Origin of the sequence: Natroniella sulfidigena, from assembly GCF_023223645.1 — a bacterium.
GTDB lineage: Bacteria > Bacillota > Halanaerobiia > Halobacteroidales > Halobacteroidaceae > Natroniella > Natroniella sulfidigena.
Genome location: NZ_JALKBY010000010.1, coordinates 53,221 through 76,396, shown reverse-complemented (window position 1 = coordinate 76,396; position 23,176 = coordinate 53,221). Strand labels below are relative to the sequence as shown.

Genomic DNA, 23,176 nt, shown 5'->3' with positions numbered 1-23,176 from the left:
AAAAAATGGAACAGTTATATTTGATTCGTTATGGAGAAATAGGGATTAAAGGAAAGAATAGACCACTTTTTGAAGATAAATTAGTCGATAATATTCGAGAACAGTTAAAGAGAGGAGAACCTAAACAATTAGATGTTTATAAAACGTATGGTCGCATCTATGTTAGAACAGACCTTGCCCAAGAAGAGGTAACTACAAGATTACAGCGGGTATTTGGTATCGTAGGGATCTGTCCTACTAGAAGAGTACCTTTGGATATGGAAGAGATTAAGGCTACTTGTTTAGAACTGGTCAATGAACAGTTGGCTACTAAGGAAGGCAAAACTTCCTTTAAGATAATTGCTAGACGTTCTAATAAGGGTTTTGAATTGGATAGTATGGAATTGAATCGAGAATTAGGAGCCCATGTTCTAATTAATACTGAGGATGGTCGCTTAGAAGTTGATGTCCATGAACCTGAGATTCCAGTCAATGTCGAAATTAGATCAAAATATGCTTTCATCTATACTCAAGATCTTAAAGGATCAGGAGGTCTGCCATTAGGTGTGACAGGTAAAGCAGGCTTATTGCTGTCAGGAGGAATTGACAGTCCAGTAGCAGGCTGGATGACTATGAAACGGGGTGTAGAGATTGTACCAATTTATTTTCATAGTTTCCCTTTTACAAGTGATCGGGCCAAAGAGAAGGTCATTGATTTGGCTGAAGTGTTGGCCCGCTATCAAGGTGAGATCGACTTGCATGTAGTTGATTTTACTGCTATTCAGACTGAAATGAATGATAAATGTCCTGCTGATTTAATTACGATCATTATGCGAAGAATAATGATGGATATAGCTGAAAGAATTACTGCTAAGCAAGGTGGAAAGGCTTTAATTACAGGCGAGAGCATGGGCCAAGTTGCTAGTCAGACCTTAGATTCAATGTCTGTAACCAATCTTGTTCCTGAAATGCCTATCTTTAGACCATTAATCGGTTTGGATAAGCTGGAGATAGAAGAGAAAGCTAAAATGATTGGTACTTATCAGACTTCAATTCAGCCTTATGAAGATTGTTGTACTGTCTTTGTTCCTAAGACTCCAGAGACCCATCCAACTAAAGAACAGGTTCTCGCTGGAGAAGAGGATCTAGAGATTGAAGATTTGATTCAAGAAGCAGTGGAGAGTGTTGAAGTGATTTCTATTGTCGGAGAGTAATTAGTGTAGGGATTAGAGCGAAGCTTTATTACAATAATGTGTCAGTTATGTGTGTGAGTGTGTGAGGTCAAAACCATAAGATCTAAGATTTTACTTTTACTCAAACACACTACTCACACTGACACTAAAAATCAAAAAAGAGGAATCTTTATCATCTGATAAAGATTCCTCTTTTTTGATTTTACTTAGCCTAAAACTTAAGCATCGTATAATCTTAGTTGATTAAACATATTTTTAGATAGGATTATTACTTATAAAGGAGCTTATTAATGTCAAAGAAGATTATATTTTTAGCGATCATTATCATGTTCATGTTGATGACTACGAGTCCTATTTATCTTGAAGCTACTGTTGGCCCGGATTATAATTGTTTAGGTACTCGTCAATTATGGCTGCGGGAACCAAAGATGGAAGGCTATGATATTTTAGAGTTGCAGCGTGAACTGAAAGCATTAGGCTTTTATGAAGGAGAATTGAGTTCAATCTATGACCAGACAACTCACCAAGCTGTTAGAAGGTTTCAACTTGCTAATGGATTGCCGGCTACTGGAATGGTTAAAGACCAGACGTGGGCCCAGATTACCCAAGTAGCCAGTCAATCATTACTACAGACAACAGCTCAACATCTAAAGGAACCAGAAGGAGAGGTTTCCTTACTGATAGATGGTTATAGAAAAGAAATGATCGTCTACTCTGATGGAAAGATTCATCATAAATTCCCGGTAGCAGTCGGCAAGTCTTCGACTAAATCTCCAATTGGTGAATGGGCAATTATTACTAAGGATGCAGATTGGGGAGGAGGCTTTGGAGATCGATGGATGAGATTAAATGTCCCCTGGGGAATTTATGGTATTCATGGTACTAATAAGCCCCATTCGATTGGGACGGCAGCTAGTCATGGCTGTATTAGAATGTTTAATCGAGATGTTAAGGTTCTTTATAATTGGGTTGAAGTGGGTACTCGAGTCAAAATTATTGGTAATAGAGATCCAATTGAGATCACCCATAACTTAAGACCGGGTCAGACAGGTAGAGATGTTCTATTGTTCCAAGAAAAATTAAGGGAACATGGTTTTGATCCTGGTTATACCGATGGAAGATTTGGTGAAGGTACTCAAGAAGCAATCAAGGACTTTAAATATATCTATGGTTTAGAAGATAACCTGATTGCAGATGATAATACCTTCTATATTTTAGGGATTAAATAAGAAAAGAGGGGTTTTAAGAATGTGGGAGAAATTGAAATTTAACCTTAGTTGGGCAGTCATAATTGCGATTATGCTCTTAATAACAGTTATTAGTGGAACTGTCACCCTTTTTGTCAAGTTTAGAACAGAGAGCGAGTTTAGTATTGATCCCACTATAGAGCTTGCTCCTAATCAAGTATATCAAATAACTTACTGGGATTATCCACTTTTTTTCGGCTTAGAAGATGACTATCAAGAGTTTCTAGAAGGTGCAATCAAAGAATTTAATAAGTTTTATCCTAATATTGAGGTCACTTATGAGCTTTTATCATTTTCGGAAGGTGAAGCTAAATTGAAAAATGCTCTAGCTGAAGATAGAGGTCCTGATCTTTATCATGATATCTTTGGAGCTAAATTAATCTCTCAAGAGTTACAACTTCCTGTCAGCCCTTTTTTAAATCTAGAGGATGAAGCTGGGGCCAAAGAATTAGATGATTATGATCCTTTAGCTTTACAAGCATTGTCGGGGAAAGAAGAGATCTGGGGCTTGCCTACTTGGCTAGTTCCCCAGGTCTGGGTAGGTAATAAAGAGTTGTTGGCCCAAACTGATCTAGAGTTAAATAAAGTAGTAGGAGAGGGTTGGAGTTGGCAGGAGTTGATAGAGGTTAGTCAAAGGCTTGTTGAAGAAGATAAAGATATAATATTCAATCCTCATAATCCAGAGTTGTTTTATCAATTATTAATCACAGCAGGTAAGGGGGAATGGCTTTCAGCTGAAGGAGAGTTACTCTTAACAGAAAAAGATCTAACAAAAGCCTTTCAATTTTTAGAAGAGTTACGTGCTAGTGATGCCTTCCCTAGAGAAGAAAAGAGGATGAATGAGAAGTTATTGCCATATTTTTGGGAGAATCAAGCAGCAATAATCGCTCCAGTTAACCTGTGGCTATTAAACAATCTTTATCAACGAGAGCTTAAAGAAGGAGTTGAATTAACCTTATTACCACCACCTTCACCTTCTAAATTAGGCAAAGAAAGTGTTCCTGTAGAGATAAAATCTTTGCTTTTGTTTAGACAAGAAGAGTACCAAGGTGATGACCATACTAAAGCTGTTTATAAATTTGCTCAATTTATTACTCAAAGGAAGAATCAATTTTTGGCCCAAAAATTAAATGTAATGCCAGCCTATTTACCATTACAAGAGGAGTGGTCAACTGAAGTTCGGTTGAAAGAAGAGCTTAAGGTTCAACTCTTAGATTATCTGCAGCGAGGTACTTCTCAAGAAATAGATAGCTTTATCAAATTTGATTTAGAAAAGGGGTTTAAGGAAATAATTGAGCAAGGATACTACAATTTTTGGTTTGAAGATAGAGCAATTTCTGAGATTGTTACTGAAATGATGGTCGCTTTTGAAAGAATTATAGCTGAAAGTGAACAGAGAATGTCAGAAAACTAAAAAGTTTGACATAATTCATATGTTATGTTAGAATTAAATAAATATGTGAATTGTCTTATCAAGAGTGGCTGAGGGATCTGGTCCGCTGAAGCCCAGCAACCTCCTAGATTATAGGAAAGGTGCTACTTCCAGCAATACCTAACTTGGTATTGAAAGATAAGAAGAAAGCTTGACAACAACCTCTTCTTATCAGAAGAGGCTTTTTAATTTTATAAGGGAGGAATTTAAAAAGATGAGTAGTAGAGAAGATTATTCATTTGATACTATTGCTTTACATGGAGGATATGAGCCTAAAAATGATCCGAGTGGCTCTAGAGCAGTACCAATTCATCAAACGACCTCTTATGTCTTTGATGATGCAGATCATGCAGCGAGATTATTTGCTTTAGAAGAAGCCGGTAATATCTATACGAGAATTACTAATCCAACCAATGCTGTCTTAGAACAAAGAATTGCAGCTTTAGAAGGAGGAGAAGCAGGATTAGCTACTTCTTCAGGGATGGCTGCAATCAATTTAACGGCACTTACATTAGCAGAAGGGGGCGGGGAGATTCTATCTTCTAAATATATCTATGGAGGTACATATAATTTATTCGCTACCACTTTACCTAACTATGGTATAGAAACTAAGTTTGTTGATCCTCATGATCTAACTGCTTGGGAAGAAGGGATTACAGAGGATACAAAGTTCTTATATTTAGAATCACCAGGCAATCCAACTTTGGATATTGTTGATATTGAAGCAGTTGCCGAAATTGCCCATCAAAATGACTTGAAATTAGTTGTAGATAATACCTTTAATACACCTTATTTATCCCAACCACTTAACTTTGGAGCAGACGTAGTAATTCATTCAGCTACTAAGTATATTGGTGGACATGGTAGTTCAATTGGTGGTGTGATTGTTGGCCCGGAAGAACTACTCTTTAAGATGAGAACTGAAGGTTATCGTGATACAGGGCCAGCCTTAAGTCCAATGAATGCTTGGTTATTTATTCAAGGGTTAGAGACCTTATCTTTAAGAATGGAAAAACACTCTAGCAATGCTTTACAAGTTGCTCAATGGTTAGAAGAGCATCCTCAGGTAGAATGGGTTAAGTATCCAGGTCTAGAAAGCCACCCGCAACATCAATTAGCTCAAAAACAGCAGAAGCACTTCGGAGGAATGGTCTGTTTTGGAATTAAAGGTGGTTTTGATGCTGGTAAGAAGTTAATCAATAGTGTTGAGCTATGTTCATTGTTAGCTAATGTTGGAGATACTAGAACATTAATTATTCATCCTGCTTCAACTACTCATGAACAATTATCAGCTGAAGAACAACAAGAAGCTGGTATCAGTGAAAACTTAATCAGACTATCAATTGGAATTGAAAATGTAGATGATATTATTGCTGATCTAGGACAAGCTTTTGAAAAAGCAACAAAATAGACTGATTTCTATAACGAGCCTCAAATTTGGGGCTCGTTATTTTAATTTGAGAATGAAATTTTTTTCATGCAATTTATTGCAAAAAGAGTTTAACTCTGCAAAATTTAGCATACTTAAGTTGCTTAGCTTATAACTAAACTTTATTCTTTTTGAATTTAATTTAATTAATCCTTACTGTTATAGCAAGGATCACGGATTGAAAGTTAATAATTTTTTGAAAATTTAGAAGAATGGAACATTAATTGCAATAGTTAAGTCCTACATAGTCTATTAGCTATTAAGGAGGGAGAAGAAATGAAGAAGTTTAGAATTTTAACAATTAATCCTGGTTCAACTTCTACTAAATTAGCAATTTATCATCATCAAGAATCTGAATTAGAGTTTAATCTTGAACATGATCCTATTCAACTTAAGAACTTTGATAAAACAATAGAACAATTTAGATTTAGAAAAGAAGTGATCTTAACTGCTTTACAAAAAGAGGGAATAGATCTTGAAAATATAGATGCAATTTCAGCTCGCGGTGGCTTATTAAAACCACTTGTTGGAGGGACTTATATAATTAATCAACAGATGTTAACAGATTTAAAGGCTGGAAGTTATGGCGAGCATGCTTCAAATTTAGGGGCATTGATTGCTCAAGAGATCGCAAAGGAGTATGATATTCCAGCTTATATTGTAGACCCAGTAGTCGTTGATGAGTTTGAAGATATTGCTAGAGTTTCAGGTCATCCTGAATTCGAACGCAAGTCAGTCTTTCATGCCTTAAATCAAAAGGCTATGGCCAGAAAAGCAGCTGATGAATTAAGGGCCAACTACCAAGAGCTTAACTTGATTGTAGCTCATCTTGGAGGAGGTATTTCCATTGGTGCTCATAAGCAAGGTCGAGTAGTCGATGTCAATAATGCTTTAGATGGCGAAGGGCCTTTTACTCCAGCTAGAAGTGGTACTCTACCAACCGGAGATTTAATGAGATTATCTTCTTCTGGAGAATATAGCCCAACTGAACTATATAAAATGATTGTGGGCCAAGGGGGATTAACAGCATATTGTGGTACTTCTAATGTTAAAGAGATAGAAGAGATGATTGACAATGGAGATCAAGAAGCTGATCTTTATTATCGAGCAATGGCTTATCAGGTTGCTAAATGGATTGGAGCTGCTAGTACTGTTTTAAAGGGGCAGATAGATTCAATTGTGATTACTGGAGGGATTGCTTATTCTAAAAAGTTTACAGTATTGATTAAAGAAAGGGTTGAGTTTTTGGCCCCAGTTAAGATTTATCCTGGCGAAAATGAATTAAAAGCTTTAGCGGAAGGTGCTTGGCGAGTTTTAAGTGGTAGAGAGGAAGCAAAGATTTATAAGTAAGTTTAAGGTTGAGATTAAGGCTAAGTCTACCATTAAAGCAACATTTACAAAAAGGAGGAGGGATTTTAATGATTAAGAATTTTGAAGAATTAATTAAACAGGCAAAAGAAGGTCCACCTTTGAAATTAACTGTAGCTGCTGCAGAAAATAAGACGGTTTTAGAAAGTGTTAGGCATGCAGTAGAGTTAGGGATAGTTGAACCAATCTTGATTGGAGATGAAGATAAGATCAAAGCAGAAGCTAAACGGATTAATTATAAACCGCAACAGATAATTGCTACTAACTCTAAAAATGAATCGGCCCACCGGGCAATCGAGTTAATTGCACAAGGAGAAGCTGATTTTCCAATGAAAGGTTTGATAAGTTCTAAGGTCATGTTAAGGGCTTTATTAAATAAGAAATATGATATGTGCCAAAATCGATTGTTCAGTACAGTAACATTGATTAACCTTGCTAAAAAAGGTAGAATAGTGGCTATCACTGATCCGGGGATAAATATTGCTCCTGACCTAGATGATAAAGTGGAATTGATCAATAATGCTGTTGAGTTGTTCCAGGCTTTAGGAGTAGCTGAGAGTAAAGTAGCAGCCTTAGCTGCAGTAGAAGCAGTAAATCCAGCTATGCCAGCGACTATTGAAGCAGCTGCCTTAGCTAAGATGGCTGATCGAGGACAGATACCAGGAGCTATCGTTGATGGGCCGTTGGCCCTAGATAATGCTATCTGTCGAGAAGCAGCAGAAGAGAAAGGGATTACTAGTCCCGTAGCTGGAGCAGCAGATATATTGTTGGCTGCTAATATTGAAGCAGGTAATGTATTATATAAGTCTTTAATTACTTATTCTAATCTGGAAGCTGCCAGTTTAGTTATTGGTGGCAAGGTACCGTTAGTCTTTACTTCACGGGCTGATAGTTCTAGAACAAAGTTTTATTCAATTGTATTGGGTAAATTATTTACATTAGCTAAATTAAATAAAGAGATTTAACCTAAGGTTGCCATTACTAGGCAACTTTCTTCTTTTAAGAGGATTATTTATCTTGAGCTAGAAATTATAGGATATAGATTAAGTTTGAGTCTAAGTCTAAGTAAGAGCTAAGCCCTTATGTTTCTAAAGGGTTGACTTAAACTCACCTTCGGGTTTATAAAAACCCTTCGTAATAAAAACCATTTACTCAGCCTTAAACTTAGGCTTTATATAAATAAAGTTTTATTTTAGATTAATTATCCTGTAAGGAGGTAGTCTTTAAGTGAAAGAAGCAGTATTCATCCACCAGCAAGAGGCTAATATTGATCTTTTAATCGATAAATTTAGTGAAAATTCAAATATTGAATTAGAAGCTATAACTCCTCTAGCTCAAATTGAAGAACTTAATTTGAATTTAGAAAGAATCAACCTCGTTTTCTCTACTGTCACGCGAAATATTTTAGAGCAGAAATTAGAACTATCTCAAGCTAAATTTGATTTTGTTGGCCCTGAAGTGATGGAATTACTATTAGCAACTGTGGCTGAAACAAAGAATTTAACCGATTTAAAAGAAATAAGAATTATGTTAGAAGCAATTATTAATTCTACCCAAGATGCTATCTCTGTAGTCGATGAAACTGGTAAAGGAATCATGATCAATCCAGCTTATACCCGAATTACTGGATTAAGTGAGGAGGATGTGCTTGGAAAACCTGCTACTGTTGATATTGCTGAGGGAGATAGTATGCACTTTAAGGTTTTAGAGACACGCAAGCCAGTTTCGGGAGTACCGATGAAGGTTGGCCCGCAACGTAAGGAAGTAATCGTTAATGTTTCTCCAATCATAGTTGATGGTCAATTAAAAGGTAGTGTAGGGGTGATTCATGATATATCCAAAATCCGGCGGTTAAGTCGAGAGTTATCAGAAGCTAAACGGATGATTAGAGATTTAAAAGCTAAGTATACTTTTGCCGATATCATTGGAGCTACTCCAAAGATGAAGTTGGCCATTAAAAAGGCTAAGAAAGCTTCTAAGACTCCTGCTACTGTCTTATTACAAGGAGATAGCGGGACAGGGAAGGAGTTGTTTGCTCATGCAATTCACAATGCAAGCAATAGAAAGAATAAACCATTTGTTAGTGTTAATTGTCCTGCAATCTCTGATTCTTTACTGGAAAGTGAGTTGTTTGGTTATGAGGAAGGAGCATTTACCGGAGCCAAAAAAGGGGGCAAGAAGGGACTATTTGAAGAAGCAGATGAAGGAACAATCTTTTTAGATGAAATAGGGAAATTAGACTTTGATTTGCAGGCTAAACTATTGCGAGTCTTACAAGAAAATGAGATCACGAAGGTAGGTAGTACCGAACCTAAAAGTATTGATCTGCGGGTCATTGTAGCGACCAATGTTGATTTAAAAGAACAGGTTAGAAAAGGCAACTTCCGAGAAGATCTATATTATCGGATTAATGTTGTTCCCATCTCTATCCCTCCTTTAGCTGATAGGAAAGGGGATATCCCTAAATTAGTCAAGATGTTACTAGGAAAGTATACTCAAAAATATGGAAAATTAGTTAAGGATATTTCTTTACAAGCTATTGAACGGTTGATGGAGTATGATTGGCCCGGCAATGTTAGAGAATTAGAGAATATAATTGGTAGAACAATCATTAATTTAGGACGGGACGAAGAGATAATTACTGTTAAGCATTTACCTGTACTCAAAAATAGCAAACAAAAATTTAACCAGACACAGAATGAGCTTATTTCTGAGGTTGAAGTTAAGGACAAGACTTTACAAGAAGTGGTTGCTACAGCTGAAAAGAGGGCAATTAAGTCTGCCTTAAGCAAGACTGATGGAAATAAGACTAAAGCAGCAGAGTTGTTAGATATCTCGGTTAGAAATCTATATTACAAACTGGATAAATTTAACCTCAACTAAATTGTAATAATTACTACTTAAACTTGTTCTAAAGTTGTGCTATAATTGATAAACAGTCATATGTTTAATGATTCTTTTTAATGATAAATAGATTTAAAGATTATTTTCAGCCCCTTAAATATCGAGTTTTAATATTTTGAACTTGGTTGTAAATCGTGAATTGTGAATTATCAATTGAGGTGGAAGGAGGTATACAGTGGCTCGTAAAGCAAAGATTGAAAGAGCAAACAAAGAAGCTAAATTTTCTACTAGAGAGGAAAATCGTTGTAAGAAATGCGGAAGACCACACGGTGTCTTGCGTAAGTTTGAGCTTTGTAGAATCTGTTTTAGGAAGTTGGCCCATCAAGGTAAGTTACCTGGTGTGAGAAAAGCAAGCTGGTAAATAAAGTTGTCCTAGGACAACTTTAGGCTAAGTTTAAGTTTGAGTATAAGTAGAACTCAAAAACTCTTCTCAATTACTGAGAAGAGTTTTTGTTATTTGATTTACTTAAACTTAGACTTAGACTCAAACTAAAATGAGCACAGCTCATTTTACGGTTTCAATCGTTCTAAGTCCTCTTTAGTTATCCCATTAGTTAGAACTAAAAAAGTAAAATAAAAGCTACTACTTAACGTAATTGAAACAGCTAAGCTGATTAGATCATTGTTAGACATATAATGAATCAACTTATAAACCTGTGGTAAAATAGCCACTACCAAGCTGCTGGCTAGAATGGGTTTGAGAATTAGATTGATGACTGGTATCTGTAACTTAACTCGCTGATTAATTGATCTGTAATGTAAAAGAGATATAATGACATATCTAATTGCAATTGCTAAAATCATTAGATTAAACCCTAGTTGGGGGACAAGAGTAACTGATTGAATAATAGCTAATTCAACTGCTAATCCTACAATTGAATTTCTAACTACTAAATTAGGTGTGCCTAATCCTTGAATAATTCCAGCAAATATTTGAGATAAGTACATAAAAATAGCCGGTATAGCTAATAATTTTAAATAATCACCTGCTTGTGGATAATTAAAGATTAAATCAGTAATTTCGTGGGGTACTAAAAATAAGATGATTACTGCTAGCCAACCTAAATAAAGTGTTAATCTAATTGCTTCTTGAGACTTTCTTCTGACTGCTTGGTGATTATTTTGAGCGATTGATTCAGAGATAGCAGGGACTAAATTTGACATTAACGCGACTGTGATGATTGTTGGTAAGTAAATCAATTGTAATACCATTCCTGATAGTTGACCATATAATGATGTAGCTTCTGAAATACTATAACCTATCTCTTGTAACTTCCCAGGAATAGCTACTGCTTCTACACTATACATTAGTGAAGCTACAAGCCGACCTAAGGTAATTGGTACTCCAAATTTCAATAATTTCTTAACTAAAGTAAAGTTTGTTTTAGTAGCAGTCTGTTGTTGCTTCTTTCTTATTTCAGGTAGATAAAAGAAGAAAATTATCAATAATGTTAGAAAACCAACTGCTTCTCCTACGGTTACTCCCATTGCTACTCCAGTTGCTTGAAACTGAAGTGGTGCATCAAGTAATTTATATAATACAAATAAAGTTACAAACATTCTTGATATCTGCTCTATTATCTGTGATAAAGCAGTTGGAGTCATAATCCTTAACCCTTGGAAAAAACCTCGTAAAATTGAAGAGATACTGACAAAAAAGAGTGCTGGAGCAACTGCAAGTAAAATAGAATGGGTTCTAGGGTCATTTAATAGATTGTTAGCTATAAACTCAGCATTATTAGTGAAAACAAAGACCATTACGATACTACTAACTATTACTATAGAAAGTGCTAATTTGAAATTTTTTAAAACTGTCTGGTATTTATTATTAGCCATTTCTTGGGAGGTAAATTTAGAGATAGCTACTGGTAGTCCCATTGTAGTAATAATAGAACAGGTTATAAAAACAGGAAATACCATCTGAAATAATCCTAAGCCTTCATCTCCAATTACTCTAACTAAGATCATCCTTAAGATAAAGCCTAATACTCTATTGAAGAATCCAGCTATCATTAAAATAAAAGCTCCCTTAATTAATGAATGTTGTTTTATTTTGTAGTCACTCCTTTTTCTAGTATTTATTAATATATAGTTTATTGGCTCTTAAAGTATTAAAAGTAACAAAAATATTTTACCTTCAATATAATATTAGTGATAAAATAAAGTTGATAAGGGGGAGGAGAAATGAAGGAGGATGAGGTTAAGAGATTAATTAAAATAGCCAAGAATTTAAAAGCGAAAAAGGATAATAATCAAATAACAGACTTTGAAAAGGATGAGTTAAAAGAAATATATAAATTACTGATTGTAGATAATGAGTTAAAAGATGAATTTTGACCTACTTACTTATTCGATATTTTTATGTATGTTGATTAACTAGGTTGGATAAAATAATTTTTAGAGAATATGATACCAATATTGAAGGGGTGAAAGAATGAAGTTAAAGTCAGCAGATAAAACAGCGGATTATGATCAACTAATGGATCAGCAATTCGATTTATTACAACAGATGATAGACTTATCAAATGATATTATCCACCAAGATTATAAAGATGATGAGTTGCTAGAAAAAGGAAATGAACTATTATCAACAATGCTAACTTTAAACAAACTTAACTACTATTTAGTTGAAAACTTTCCTGATGAAAAAGAGATCAGGTTCATTCGTGAACAATATCGAACTTCCGATGTTGGCCCGTTAGATAAGATTAAAGAAGAAATTAATATGCTTAACATACATTTGATGGAATTAGAGACTTTAAAGCAAAGAGAAAAGAGGGAAGAGGACTGGGAAAGAGAAGAGGAACTAAATGATCTTAGATGGATAGCTAATCGCAATCTAACTGAATATGAAACCGCCTTAGGAGATATCTTTAAAGAAAATTCAAATTAAAGCTCGGGCATTTGTTGGACAGCGTTCTTACGCTGTTCTTTATCTGTATGAGTGTAAATTTGAGTTGTGGAGATGTCACTATGGCCTAATAATTCTTGTAACACACGCAAGTCTTTTGTTTTTCGATATAAAATCGAAGCAAAGGTATGTCGTAATTTATGAGGCGTTATTTGGTTAGCATTTTTAATCCCTGCTTTTTTAGCATATTTTTTAACCATCTTTTGAACAGTTCGGGTACTGATTCGATTGCCACGATTAGATAGAAAAAGAGCTTCTTTAGCATCAGCATTACTAGGAGTAATTTGCTTGCGATCTGGTAAATAATTTTTTATAGCAGCAATAACTTCTTGATGTAATGGAACATAACGTTCTTTATTACCTTTTCCATAAAACTTAATTGATTGATCTTGATAATTAATATCATTTACATTTAAGCTTACTAATTCAGAAATACGTAATCCGCAATAAAGGAAAGTTTTAATGATTGCTATATCTCGATTTTTATTTTTAGAATCATAATTTTTAATTGCTTTTAGGTATTCCTTTATTTCTTTATAACTAAGGTAAATTGGTTCAGATTTTAATTTTGTTTTAGTTGGTTCAATTGAATCAACTGGGTTTTTCTCTATTAAATTTTTCTTTTTTAAGAATTTAAAAAAAGAACGCAAACTATATAACTTACGATTTCTTGTTGCAGCTGAGTTGTCTTTAATTAAAATAATATCACCTAAAAATTCAGAAATTTGAAATTCATTAATGTCATCAATTGTTAATTTTTTCTCAGAACAATCAAACTCTTTTTTTAAATATCTAGCAAATACGTTTAAATCAAGTTCATACTCTTTAATAGTTAATTCAGAATAACCACGTTCTGCTATTAAATACTTTAAAAAACTTTTAACGGCTTGTTTATATTTTATGTTTTTCATTAATTGAAGACCTCCCTTTATAAATTATATTATTTTTACATATTTATTTCAATGTTTTATATCAATGCACAAAATGTATCTTTTGTGAAGTATTATGTCAGTTAGTTTTATGATTGATAATTTCCTCCCCCAATTTCTTATTACTAGTCAATCTAAAAATTTCTTTTTTGAATATGTTTCGGATTTTATTAAGTGTTAAATCATTTGAACTATATTTTTTTATCATCTTCTGTATTGTTCTTATACTGATTCTATTATTACGATTTGATATTACAACTGCTTTATTATTATTGTCACTATTATTCAAATAGCTTTCAATTTCATTTTTTATTTCCAAATGCATTGGCATAATATAATTACTATTTTTAATGCGAATGTTTATTACTCTGTTTTTCATATCTATATCACTCCAATTTAAAGAAGCTATTTCAGAGGTTTTTAATCCAGCATAAAATGCCAGTTTAACAACTAATAAATCCCTTGTTTTGTAAAATGAATTAGAATTCAATTCATTTATGTTTTTTCTTATTAATTGAAAAAGTTCTGAATAATTACTATCTATTTTATCAATTAACTTCCTTTTGTTTTCTATATTAAATGTTTTCTTGTTAAGGTTAAATTTTATTTGTCTTTGGTTATATAATTCCAAATAATATTTTATATCTATACCTAATTCACTAATGTTCTTCAAACTTGAGAAATTAAGTTTTTCTAACTCAAGTGTTAATTTGCAGTTGAATTTATTTTTAGTGTTAAATACTGGTTTATGCTTATTTATATAAAAAATTTCATACATTGTTAATTCATATTTATTTCTTATTTTAGCATAATCAAAAAATCGTATTTCTTTTCTCCATAATCCTCTTTCATCATATTTTTTGAGATTAGAAAAATGAGTCCAAATTCTTTTATAAATTTTTAATGTTGTCTTTCCTACATAAATAATTTCTTTATCTTTATTATATAACCTATAAACATACACTAAATTACACTTCCTCTATAATATATTTTAGTTTATTAAAAACACTAAATTTAAAAGTTGTATTTATTTTAATCTAACAACCCAAGAAATAATTTATGGATCCATAAATTATTTCTTGGGTTAAACGATCAGCTTAATTAGATTGCGGCTCATCATACTGAACTTCATCTATTTTAATCCCTCTATAATTAGATTCACCCTCAATACATTTCATACAGTTATCACATTTTTTATTAGAGTTCATATCACAAAGTAAACATTCACCACAATACTCACATGCTTTGTGCTCTAACACACATTCTTTCATGTACACCTACCCCCTATATTAGTTATTACCTAAACAAAGTATTATATACACCAAAATAAAACTAATTTAGGCTTTGTTTTTTTCAAGAAATTCATAGTTTATTGCGTTATTAGGACATAATTTAATACAATGCCCCTCTCCTAGACAATCACCTCGATTAACAACTGTTGTTTTAGTTCCTTTCTCAGTATTAACAAATTTCAAAATCTTATTGGCACAAACTTTAATACAGATTCCACATCCTACACACTTATCCCAATTAACTCCAGAAACAAACATTAATCTGTATTTTGCTCCATCCTTAGTTCTTCCAGTATAATAATCAGCCATAACTCCCCTCACTTTTATTATATAATATTCTGATTAATCAAGTGCGAATTATCATAAGTAATTTACCAGTCTTTAATTTAACTGTAGCTTCCTTTTCTACAATAAAATTTCCTAAACCTAGTGTATTCCCTCTAACCATTACTCCATTTTTTAACTGATATTTGAAACCTGTTAGATCTATCCCTGTAGCTTTAGATGTCAATGGTGAAAAAGATACCCGCTTGTTTTGTTGATCCTTTATTACTTTTTGTTCAGTAATCACTTCTATTATTTCTGAAGGAGTAACTAAACTTATATCAAGATCAAGCTCAGAAAACTTTTCTAATAAATATAAGTTTCCTAAAATATGATCTAGACCACCCCCTAATCCAGCAAAGATAATTACTTTTTGAAACCCTCTTTTAGATAAAAGTTCTAATAAAAGCTGAGTATCAGTTTTATCTTTTTCAGACGGATACTTCTTCAATTCAACCCCTTTGTTTTGATAATAACTCAACACTTCTTTAGAGATCGAATCAAAATCACCCAAGATTAACTCTGGCATCAACCCCAAATTATAAGTATGCTTAGCTCCACCATCAGCACAAAAAACCTTATCTTCTTTTTGGATATATTTTAGATAAAATTCTTTCTTTCCTTTCATTTTCCCATTGATAAAAACAATTGCTCTTTTCATTAAACCAGCCCTCTTTTCAATAATAAAGCTACTTAATAGATTAGATTCAGTGGTTATTATTTAAATTCTAATATAAGTAATTTTAATTGATTATTACCAAAAATTATATCAAATAACTACTGAAATTACAAACTAATCAACCAAATAATTATTAACTTTGTATTCTTATATTGCTTCTTTTTAGCTAATATTTTCTATAATAACACACTTATTCATTTTACTTTTATTGGTTTAAAATAGAATTACTATTGAAAAAAACTAATAATATGTTAAAATGTAATTAACAAACAATAAAAGGGGATGATTTAATGAATACAAAATTTATTATTAGTGTTTCTTTTATATTTATAGTACTTATAGAAGCTATAATTCTTCTTAAAAACTTCTTTAATAAAGATAAAACCAATACACAAAATTCTTTGAATTTATTATTTAGATTTATTTCTAATAGTTTTATTTATGTTTCAAGTTTACTTGTTTTAATTGCTACTTTAACTAATCTGAATTTATTAACTATTGATCAATTAACAGATTTAAATGATATAACCTTAGGGCAAACTGCAATTTTAATTATTATCTTCACTAATGTTATTACAATTGTAAGCATCTTAATTGGAGGGCTTAATAAATTAAAGACTAAAAAGCAAAATAACAAATTAGAACATAATATTGTTGATCAAGAAGAAGCTAAGAAAATAATTTAGAGCTAATTTAAAAAAATAACACTCTTTAAAGAGTGTTATTTTTCTTTGGTTATATAATGTGCATTAAATCTTTCAAAACAAATAACTCCTACTAAAATCAAAGTAACTACTAAACTTATTAAACCAAATAAATCACCATATTTATGATATAAAGTCGTTTTCCTAGTAGGTATTGTTAAATCAAAGGTTTTAGAATCTCTTTTAAAAGTTTCAGTTTTAGTCAGGATTTCACCTTGATTACTAACAACAGCACTGATTCCTGTATTCCCTACTTTAATGATTGGAAAATTATGTTCAACTGCTCTAAAGATAGTTGCTTGAATCATTTGGAATGGTAGATTGCTCTTTCCAAACCAAGCTTCATTAGCAATGGTAATTAATAAATCGGAACCAGGATCTAAGCTCCTAACCAAAGAAGAATTTAAAATTTCCGAACAAATTGGACTGACCCAACTAAAATCATTAAATACAAATTTTTCTTTCTCTATACCTGGTACTAAGTTGTTTAAATTGCCTAGCATACTATCAGGGATCACTTCGGCAAATGGAGTATATTCACCAAAAGGAACTAAGTTCATTTTACTATAACTAGTCATTATATTCCCATCAGCATCTGCTAAAAAACTACTGTTTAAATTTCCTTCACTACTTCTAATAAATCCTCCAAAAAACAAAGGAGTCTCTTCAATAAAATCAAATGGTATCTTTTGTTCTTCATTATAAGTCCTTAATATAGCAGTTTCGGGCCAAATTAACAAATCTGGACTATTCTCTTCTATCTCATGATTTGACAATTCCAATAACCTTTCAGCAATTAAGTCTTGATATGCAGGATCCATCTTTATTTGCTGAGGGATATTAGGTTGAATTATTCCTACAGCCAACTCCCCTTTTTCAGCAACAGGTTGGGCCAACTTTGAACTCCCTTGATAAAAAACTAAGCCAACAATCAATAGACTAATTAAAATATAATGAGCTTTTTTCTCCTTAATAGCTAAAAATAATAACGTATTAACTATTACAATTATAAATGTAACTAAATAAACTCCCCCATACTCTGCTAGCTGAATTAGCTCAGGAAGAAGACTTTGTGAATAACCAAGAAAACCAAATAGATAACTAAAAGAAAAAATTGTTCGTAAATATTCAATCGCTGTCCAACTGACAGGCACAAGCAATAAATAATGCAAGTTAAATCTAGCCTCTAATAACTTTAATATAATTGCAAACAAACCCAAAAAAGTAGCAAGAATAAATAGTGCCAAAACAAAAACCAAAAGAACAACTACGATAGGCAAACCACTAAAATCAAGCAGCGGATAAATTATCCACTTTCCACCAATACCAAAGAAAGTTAAACCCATTAACCATCCTAAGAAAAATGATTCTTTTTTGTTCTCCTCTGCTAAGGAAAATAAAAAAGGAACCAAACCAATCCAAGCTAAAAAGAACAATTCAGCTTTATAAAATGGTAATCCTAATAAAGTACCTGACAAAATTGCTAAGAAATATTTCATAATAAATATCCTTTCTTTTCGAAAATTAATTCTATTATTTAATAATTCCCGATTGATTGCTATTTTCCTCTTTTATTTTTAATATAAAGAACGAGCAGTCAATTGACCACTCGTTCTACTCAAAATTATATAATTTATTAATGATTTTACTTAAACTCAAACTTAATCTTAGGACTTAGTCTATCATCTTACATTTCCAAAGTGATGACTTCCAATCACTGATTCAGTTACCATATTATCGAACATCCATTGTGCTGTAGCTGTAACTGGATTGTAATAATAAAGAGCCCCATTTGATGGATCCCAACCATTTAAAGCATAATCTACCGCTTCATAAGCATCTTCATCTGGAGTTAAGTCAATTTGTCCATCCAAGACTGCAGAAAAGGCATAATGTCCTCCACTAGTTTGTTGGAATACAACCCCTTCAACATCATTAGGAAACTCTGGACTTTCAACTCGATTAATAACAACTCCTGCTACTGCTACCTGCCCTTTAAAAGGTTCTCCTCTAGCTTCTGAATAAACAGCTCTAGCTAAAATATCACGCTCTTCAGAAGTTACATACAAACGTTGATAACTAGATTCAGCCGGTTCTTCATCACTAGCAGCTGACTCATATGAGTCTTCGATATAATCTTCATTACTACTATCACCAGTAAATGAAGAAAAGAAGAATAACATAAGTAAACTTTGCACAACTGATAAAAACCCTTGATTCTCTGTTAAAGAACTTAATCCTCCTTCAGAAGCATAAGCAGGTGCAACCAAAACAAATCCTGATAAAAATGGAAATAAAATCGCAAATACTAGTAAGCTAGCTATTAGTTTATAGTGTTTTTTTCTCATAGGCAGATTTCCTTTCTCTTTTAATAGTGCGACTATGTACCTTGATTTAGAGTTTGAATATTAGAATAGAGTATATATCATTAGTTATAAATATATCATCTTTCCTTACAAATTTCATTAGAAATTATTGTTTTAGAAAATAACACCATCTTATAGTTAATTGCATAAACTGATAAAAAGCAATTAATAATGAAAGGAGGAATTTTAGATGGGAAATTATAGAGATTGCCCCCGCTCCAATCCAAATGAAGCAGATCTACAACAAAGAGTTCCTGATTTTTGTCCACCTCGCTTTGGAGTTTTATACACAGTGAGGCCCGAAGATACCATGTGGAATATAACACGACGCCTACAAAGGCGTGGCATTGAAATCAGTTTAGAAGGTCTAATCGCTGCTAATCCACATATTCCTGACCCAGATGTTCTATTTCCTGGCGATGTGCTCTGTTTACCAGAACCACCTCCACCACCTCCAGATGTAACACCAAGAGTTCCAGCAGAGTGTCCTAGAGGATACGAGTCACGTTACACTGTTAGAGCAGGTGATACCATGTGGAATATCGCTCGCCGTTTTGGGGTCAGCTTAGCTGGTCTAATTCGGGCCAACCCCCACATCACAAACCCAGAAATTATTTATACTGGTGATGTATTGTGTGTTCCATCTCCATTTTAACTAAAAGATAAAAAGTTGCCGAAGGCAACTTAGTTTAAGTTTATGATTAAGTTTAAGTAAAACTAACAAACACTATCCACAATCCCATAATTTAATAAACAATAAAAAACTAGGGCAACTAAAATTGTTTGCCCTAGTTTTTACTCATTTGAAATCTTTCGTTGTAAATCAAGATATTCTTCTTTACTCATCGTCGGTTCAAAATTTGTAATAATCTCTTCAGCCAAACTAGCTTGATCAAATAAGAGATCAATAATAGTTGTAGCCATCGCCTTAGCTGGAGTAATGATTGCTAGCTCTCGATCCTCTAAGCTAAAATCACGAGTATGTAAAGCACCACTAACTCCTGCAAAGAAAGGATGTAAAGTCGGAATCAAATGGGATAGATCACCAAAATCAAAGGAACCGGAAAAATCTGATCCGTATTGGATAGTATCTTGCGGAATGAATTCTGTTAAATTATCGACAAAAAGTTGATCTAATGCTTCATTGTTTAATAGAGGTAAGTAACCAGGCAGATCAGAAATTTCCACCTCGGCTCCCACAGCCATAGCCCCTGCCTGCAAAGCTCTGTCGACCTTTTGATTAGCATCCAAAATACTATCAATCGTCCTTCCTCTAACATAAGTCTCCATCCTTACATCAGCAGGAACAACGTTGACCATATCGCCACCTTTTGTGATGATCGGATGAACCCTAATCCTGTCTTGATCAGCAAAGGTCTCACGTTGAGCATTAATATTAGAAATAGCTAACATAGCTGCATTTAAAGCATTGACCCCTTCTTCTGGAGCTGAACCAGCATGGGACTCCTGCCCAATAAACTTCACCTTCTTACCAATAAAACCATTACCCGTTCCACCGATTAAAGCTTTGTTGGCCCCTAGATCCAATGAATGAATCATCATAGCAAGATCTACATCATCAAACTCACCACGATAGATCAATTCTTGCTTTCCACCAAAAAATTTAATCTTCTTCTCCCGGGCCAACTCCCCTCTATACTCCAACTCTACATATTCCTCTGCAGGTGTTGCCATAAACTCTACACTGCCAGCTAAATTTTCAATTACTTCTGTAGTCGTTAGTCCAATCGCTACAGCTAACATAGTAGCCAGTTGAATATTATGTCCACAAGCATGAACGGCCCCTGTCTTTTGTTTAGCATCTGGATGTTCCTTACAAATTACTGCATCCAATTCCCCTAAAACGGCAACCTTAGGGCCAACCTCTCGGCTTGCAATTGTTGCTTTACAGCCGGTTAAAGCGAAATCTCTCTCAACCTCAAGCCCTAAATCAGCCAATTGTTCAGCTATCAGTTCTGTAGCAAAAGATTCTTTATAGCCCAGCTCAGGATAATCATAAATCTGCTGATTGATCTCGAATATTTCTTCTTTATGCTCTTCAATTACTTGACAGACCCTTCTTTTTAATTTAGTTTTTTTCATTATTCTTCCCCTTCTGTAGCAAGTACTAATTTAATCTGAAAGTAACTTATCTCGTCAGGTAATATCTCTTTTAATGGTTTCAAACGTTCTGCTCCTACTTCTTTTATCTTTTTTCTAATCAATTCTTTCTCTTCTTGTGAAATAAATCGATCAACATCCAATCCAAACCCTTCCTGTAAAGAACGAACCAGATGACTTTGGATCGTTGTTAGAGCAAGATCCCTTAAATCAGCTATTTTCGATAAACTCTTTCCTTCTTGTAATAAATTATAACTTATCAAATGGCTTGGAGTATCAGTTGTAGTTGCTACCTCTTGACTAGAAGCCTCTCGAGTCTTAAATTCTTTGATCTTTTCTAAAAATAACTTACCATAGCGTTTGAATTTAACCGGGCCAACCCCTTTAACCTCTAACATACCTTCTTTGGTAACTGGTTTTCGCTGAACCATCTCCTGTAAAGTACTATCATGAAAGATGACATAAGGTGGTAAATCTTCTTCTTTAGCCAATTTGGATCTGAATTCTCGTAAGATATTAAATAACAAATTCTTTGCAGTAATCTTTTTAATCTTCTTTCTAACCTTATAATATACCTGTTCATTTCCGGATAATACTAACTTAGCTTTATCAGTTAATTTAGTCACAGGATATTTGCTCTTGGTTAATTGGATATATCCTTCCGCAATTAAAAAATTAATCAAATCCTTAATCTCTTTAATAGTATGGTCCCGTAATAAACCATAAGTTGATAGTTGATCAAAACCTAAATTTAATATCTTTTTTTGCTTAGAACCTTTGAGTACACAAGCAACCGTTGTGACTCCAAATCTCTGTTCAGTTTTATAGACACAAGATAAGATCTTTTGTGCTTCTGTTGTTATATCGACTAATTCCCGTTGATCATTACAATTACTACAATTATCACAACCATCAACTGACTGCTGATCATCGAAATAATCTAAAATAAACTCCCTTAAGCATTTTGAGGTATGGCAATAATCGATCATCTTCTGTAATTTTTGATATCTGCGCCTCTTTAATTCAGGATTTAAATTTGACTCTTCAATAAAAAACTTAGGTAATCTAGTATCAGCAGGGTGAAATAATAAGATACATTCACTCGGTTCACCGTCTCGCCCTGCTCTCCCTGCTTCTTGATAATAATCTTCTAAAGTCTGAGGTAGATTATGATGGATTACATACCGCACATTTGATTTATCAATCCCCATTCCAAAAGCATTGGTTGCTACAATAATCTTCAACTCATCAAAGATAAACTCTTCTTGAACTGCTTTTCTTTCTTGATTGCTCAAGCCAGCATGGTATTTACCGGCTGAAAAGCCTTTCTTCCTTAAAAAATTAGTTAACTGCTCAACCTCTTTTCTAGTAGCTGCATAGATAATTCCAGAGTCATCTTGATTAATTTCTACATATTCTGCAATAAAATCCTTCTTATTTTCTCCTTTAATTGAAGTAAACTTTAAATTAGGGCGATCAAAACCAGTTACATATGTGTTTTCTTCTTCAATTCCTAATAAATCACTAATATCTGCTCTAACTTCTTTAGTTGCTGTAGCAGTAAATGCAGTTACTATCGGCTCTTTTGATAGACTTGCTATTAATTTAGGAATCAAACGATAACTAGGTCGAAAATCATGGCCCCAACTTGAAATACAATGGCTTTCATCAACTGCAAGCAAAGAAATATCGGTAGCTTGTAATTGAGAAATAAAATCTTTAGATTGCAATCTTTCAGGAGCTATATATAGTAAATCATATTGGCCCTCGCATGTCTTAGCAATTCTTTCTTTAATCTCTAATCTAGTCAATGAACTATTAATAAAAGTAGCTGCAATTCCTAAAGTGCTCAAAGAATCAATTTGATCTTTCATCAATGAAATCAAAGGAGAAATTACTAACGTAACCCCTGATAAACAGAGTGATGGAATCTGAAAACAGAGTGATTTTCCTCCCCCAGTCGGCATAATCCCTAAAGTATTATTACCGGCTAATATATTTTCAATAATTTCTTCTTGTCCTTCTCGAAATGACGGATAACCAAAATAATCCTGTAATATCTCTCTAGCCTCTTCTAACATAAATCCACTCCTTAAACTAAAACTAATTTAAGATTAATTAGTTAATAATTCCTTTACATATTCTTCGAAAATTTAGTTCAAATTATACGATCTCACTGACTTAATTTCAACTTAGCCACTAATAATTCCTTCTTTAAAATTCAACAATTAAAAGTATTGATCTTTCTCAATAGGTTATATTAAAATTATAATAGAAAATTGGTAATTAATGCAGGAA

22 protein-coding genes and 1 riboswitch are annotated in these 23,176 nt (G+C 33.2%); of the genes, 12 read left to right on the top strand and 10 right to left on the bottom strand.

Annotated features, from left to right (window positions below; all coding sequences use genetic code 11):
* The first annotated feature begins 5 nt into the window (after positions 1-5).
* The 8 genes from thiI to MWH28_RS07890 all read left to right on the top strand — a co-directional run bounded on the left by thiI (position 6) and on the right by MWH28_RS07890 (position 9,913).
* Positions 6-1,193, top strand: coding sequence for a tRNA uracil 4-sulfurtransferase ThiI (gene thiI, locus MWH28_RS07925; protein ID WP_248618810.1), 1,188 nt, complete (start codon positions 6-8; stop codon positions 1,191-1,193).
* 269 nt (positions 1,194-1,462) lie between these two features.
* Complete coding sequence (locus tag MWH28_RS07920; RefSeq protein ID WP_248618808.1) at positions 1,463-2,401, top strand: L,D-transpeptidase family protein; 939 nt, start codon at positions 1,463-1,465, stop codon at positions 2,399-2,401.
* Between the two features lie 19 nt (positions 2,402-2,420).
* Positions 2,421-3,833, top strand: a complete 1,413-nt coding sequence (locus tag MWH28_RS07915) for an ABC transporter substrate-binding protein (RefSeq protein ID WP_248618806.1) — start codon at positions 2,421-2,423, stop codon at positions 3,831-3,833.
* A gap of 52 nt (positions 3,834-3,885) precedes the next feature.
* Positions 3,886-3,996: riboswitch (SAM riboswitch) on the top strand.
* A gap of 69 nt (positions 3,997-4,065) precedes the next feature.
* Positions 4,066-5,262, top strand: coding sequence for an O-acetylhomoserine aminocarboxypropyltransferase/cysteine synthase family protein (locus tag MWH28_RS07910; protein ID WP_248618805.1), 1,197 nt, complete (start codon positions 4,066-4,068; stop codon positions 5,260-5,262).
* Positions 5,263-5,556: 294 nt separating this feature from the next.
* The gene (gene buk / locus MWH28_RS07905; protein WP_248618803.1) at positions 5,557-6,630 is read left to right on the top strand and encodes a butyrate kinase; all 1,074 of its coding nucleotides are present in this window, start codon (positions 5,557-5,559) and stop codon (positions 6,628-6,630) included.
* 68 nt (positions 6,631-6,698) lie between these two features.
* Positions 6,699-7,613, top strand: a complete 915-nt coding sequence (locus MWH28_RS07900) for a bifunctional enoyl-CoA hydratase/phosphate acetyltransferase (RefSeq protein ID WP_248618802.1) — start codon at positions 6,699-6,701, stop codon at positions 7,611-7,613.
* Positions 7,614-7,875: 262 nt separating this feature from the next.
* Positions 7,876-9,531, top strand: a complete 1,656-nt coding sequence (locus MWH28_RS07895; protein WP_248618800.1) for a sigma-54 interaction domain-containing protein — start codon at positions 7,876-7,878, stop codon at positions 9,529-9,531.
* Between the two features lie 196 nt (positions 9,532-9,727).
* Positions 9,728-9,913 (top strand): type Z 30S ribosomal protein S14, encoded by a 186-nt coding sequence (locus MWH28_RS07890; RefSeq protein WP_248618798.1) that lies wholly within the window; start codon positions 9,728-9,730, stop codon positions 9,911-9,913.
* Positions 9,914-10,062: 149 nt separating this feature from the next.
* On the opposite strand, the gene spoVB is transcribed toward MWH28_RS07890, so the two are convergent.
* The gene (gene spoVB / locus MWH28_RS07885; protein WP_345894761.1) at positions 10,063-11,586 is read right to left on the bottom strand and encodes a stage V sporulation protein B; all 1,524 of its coding nucleotides are present in this window, start codon (positions 11,584-11,586) and stop codon (positions 10,063-10,065) included.
* Between the two features lie 150 nt (positions 11,587-11,736).
* Here spoVB and MWH28_RS07880 point away from each other — a divergent pair, with 150 nt between their 5' ends.
* Both MWH28_RS07880 and MWH28_RS07875 read left to right on the top strand, forming a co-directional pair.
* Positions 11,737-11,889, top strand: coding sequence for a hypothetical protein (locus MWH28_RS07880; protein WP_248618795.1), 153 nt, complete (start codon positions 11,737-11,739; stop codon positions 11,887-11,889).
* A gap of 97 nt (positions 11,890-11,986) precedes the next feature.
* Complete coding sequence (locus MWH28_RS07875; RefSeq protein WP_248618793.1) at positions 11,987-12,445, top strand: hypothetical protein; 459 nt, start codon at positions 11,987-11,989, stop codon at positions 12,443-12,445.
* On the opposite strand, the gene xerA is transcribed toward MWH28_RS07875, so the two are convergent.
* The 5 genes from xerA to MWH28_RS07850 form a co-directional block, all read right to left on the bottom strand.
* Positions 12,442-13,374 carry a site-specific tyrosine recombinase/integron integrase gene (gene xerA, locus MWH28_RS07870; RefSeq protein WP_248618792.1) on the bottom strand — a complete coding sequence of 311 codons (933 nt, stop codon included), beginning with the start codon at positions 13,372-13,374 and terminating at the stop codon, positions 12,442-12,444. The genes MWH28_RS07875 and xerA overlap by 4 nt on opposite strands.
* Before the next feature lie 97 nt (positions 13,375-13,471).
* Entirely contained in the window at positions 13,472-14,356 is an 885-nt protein-coding gene (locus MWH28_RS12980) for a tyrosine-type recombinase/integrase (protein ID WP_248618791.1), read from the bottom strand.
* A 133-nt stretch (positions 14,357-14,489) separates the two neighbouring features.
* A complete protein-coding gene (locus tag MWH28_RS07860; protein ID WP_248618789.1) occupies positions 14,490-14,663 on the bottom strand; it encodes a hypothetical protein in 174 nt (57 codons plus the stop codon).
* Between the two features lie 66 nt (positions 14,664-14,729).
* Positions 14,730-14,993 carry a 4Fe-4S dicluster domain-containing protein gene (locus MWH28_RS07855; protein WP_248618787.1) on the bottom strand — a complete coding sequence of 88 codons (264 nt, stop codon included), beginning with the start codon at positions 14,991-14,993 and terminating at the stop codon, positions 14,730-14,732.
* 37 nt (positions 14,994-15,030) lie between these two features.
* Positions 15,031-15,669: a thiamine diphosphokinase gene (locus tag MWH28_RS07850; protein ID WP_248618786.1), complete on the bottom strand. Its 639-nt coding sequence runs from the start codon at positions 15,667-15,669 to the stop codon at positions 15,031-15,033.
* A gap of 308 nt (positions 15,670-15,977) precedes the next feature.
* Here MWH28_RS07850 and MWH28_RS07845 point away from each other — a divergent pair, with 308 nt between their 5' ends.
* Complete coding sequence (locus MWH28_RS07845; RefSeq protein ID WP_248618784.1) at positions 15,978-16,373, top strand: hypothetical protein; 396 nt, start codon at positions 15,978-15,980, stop codon at positions 16,371-16,373.
* Positions 16,374-16,408: 35 nt separating this feature from the next.
* On the opposite strand, the gene lnt is transcribed toward MWH28_RS07845, so the two are convergent.
* Positions 16,409-17,890: an apolipoprotein N-acyltransferase gene (lnt, locus tag MWH28_RS07840; RefSeq protein ID WP_248618782.1), complete on the bottom strand. Its 1,482-nt coding sequence runs from the start codon at positions 17,888-17,890 to the stop codon at positions 16,409-16,411.
* 183 nt (positions 17,891-18,073) lie between these two features.
* Complete coding sequence (locus MWH28_RS12975) at positions 18,074-18,739, bottom strand: cell wall hydrolase (RefSeq protein WP_248618780.1); 666 nt, start codon at positions 18,737-18,739, stop codon at positions 18,074-18,076.
* A 208-nt stretch (positions 18,740-18,947) separates the two neighbouring features.
* Here MWH28_RS12975 and MWH28_RS07830 point away from each other — a divergent pair, with 208 nt between their 5' ends.
* Complete coding sequence (locus MWH28_RS07830) at positions 18,948-19,412, top strand: LysM peptidoglycan-binding domain-containing protein (RefSeq protein ID WP_248618778.1); 465 nt, start codon at positions 18,948-18,950, stop codon at positions 19,410-19,412.
* Between the two features lie 140 nt (positions 19,413-19,552).
* Here MWH28_RS07830 and MWH28_RS07825 read toward each other — a convergent pair whose 3' ends face one another.
* Positions 19,553-20,860, bottom strand: a complete 1,308-nt coding sequence (locus tag MWH28_RS07825; protein ID WP_248618777.1) for an amidohydrolase — start codon at positions 20,858-20,860, stop codon at positions 19,553-19,555.
* A complete protein-coding gene (gene recQ / locus MWH28_RS07820) occupies positions 20,860-22,959 on the bottom strand; it encodes a DNA helicase RecQ (RefSeq protein WP_248618775.1) in 2,100 nt (699 codons plus the stop codon). Before recQ ends, MWH28_RS07825 begins: the two co-directional genes overlap by 1 nt.
* Between the last annotated feature and the right edge of the window lie 217 nt (positions 22,960-23,176).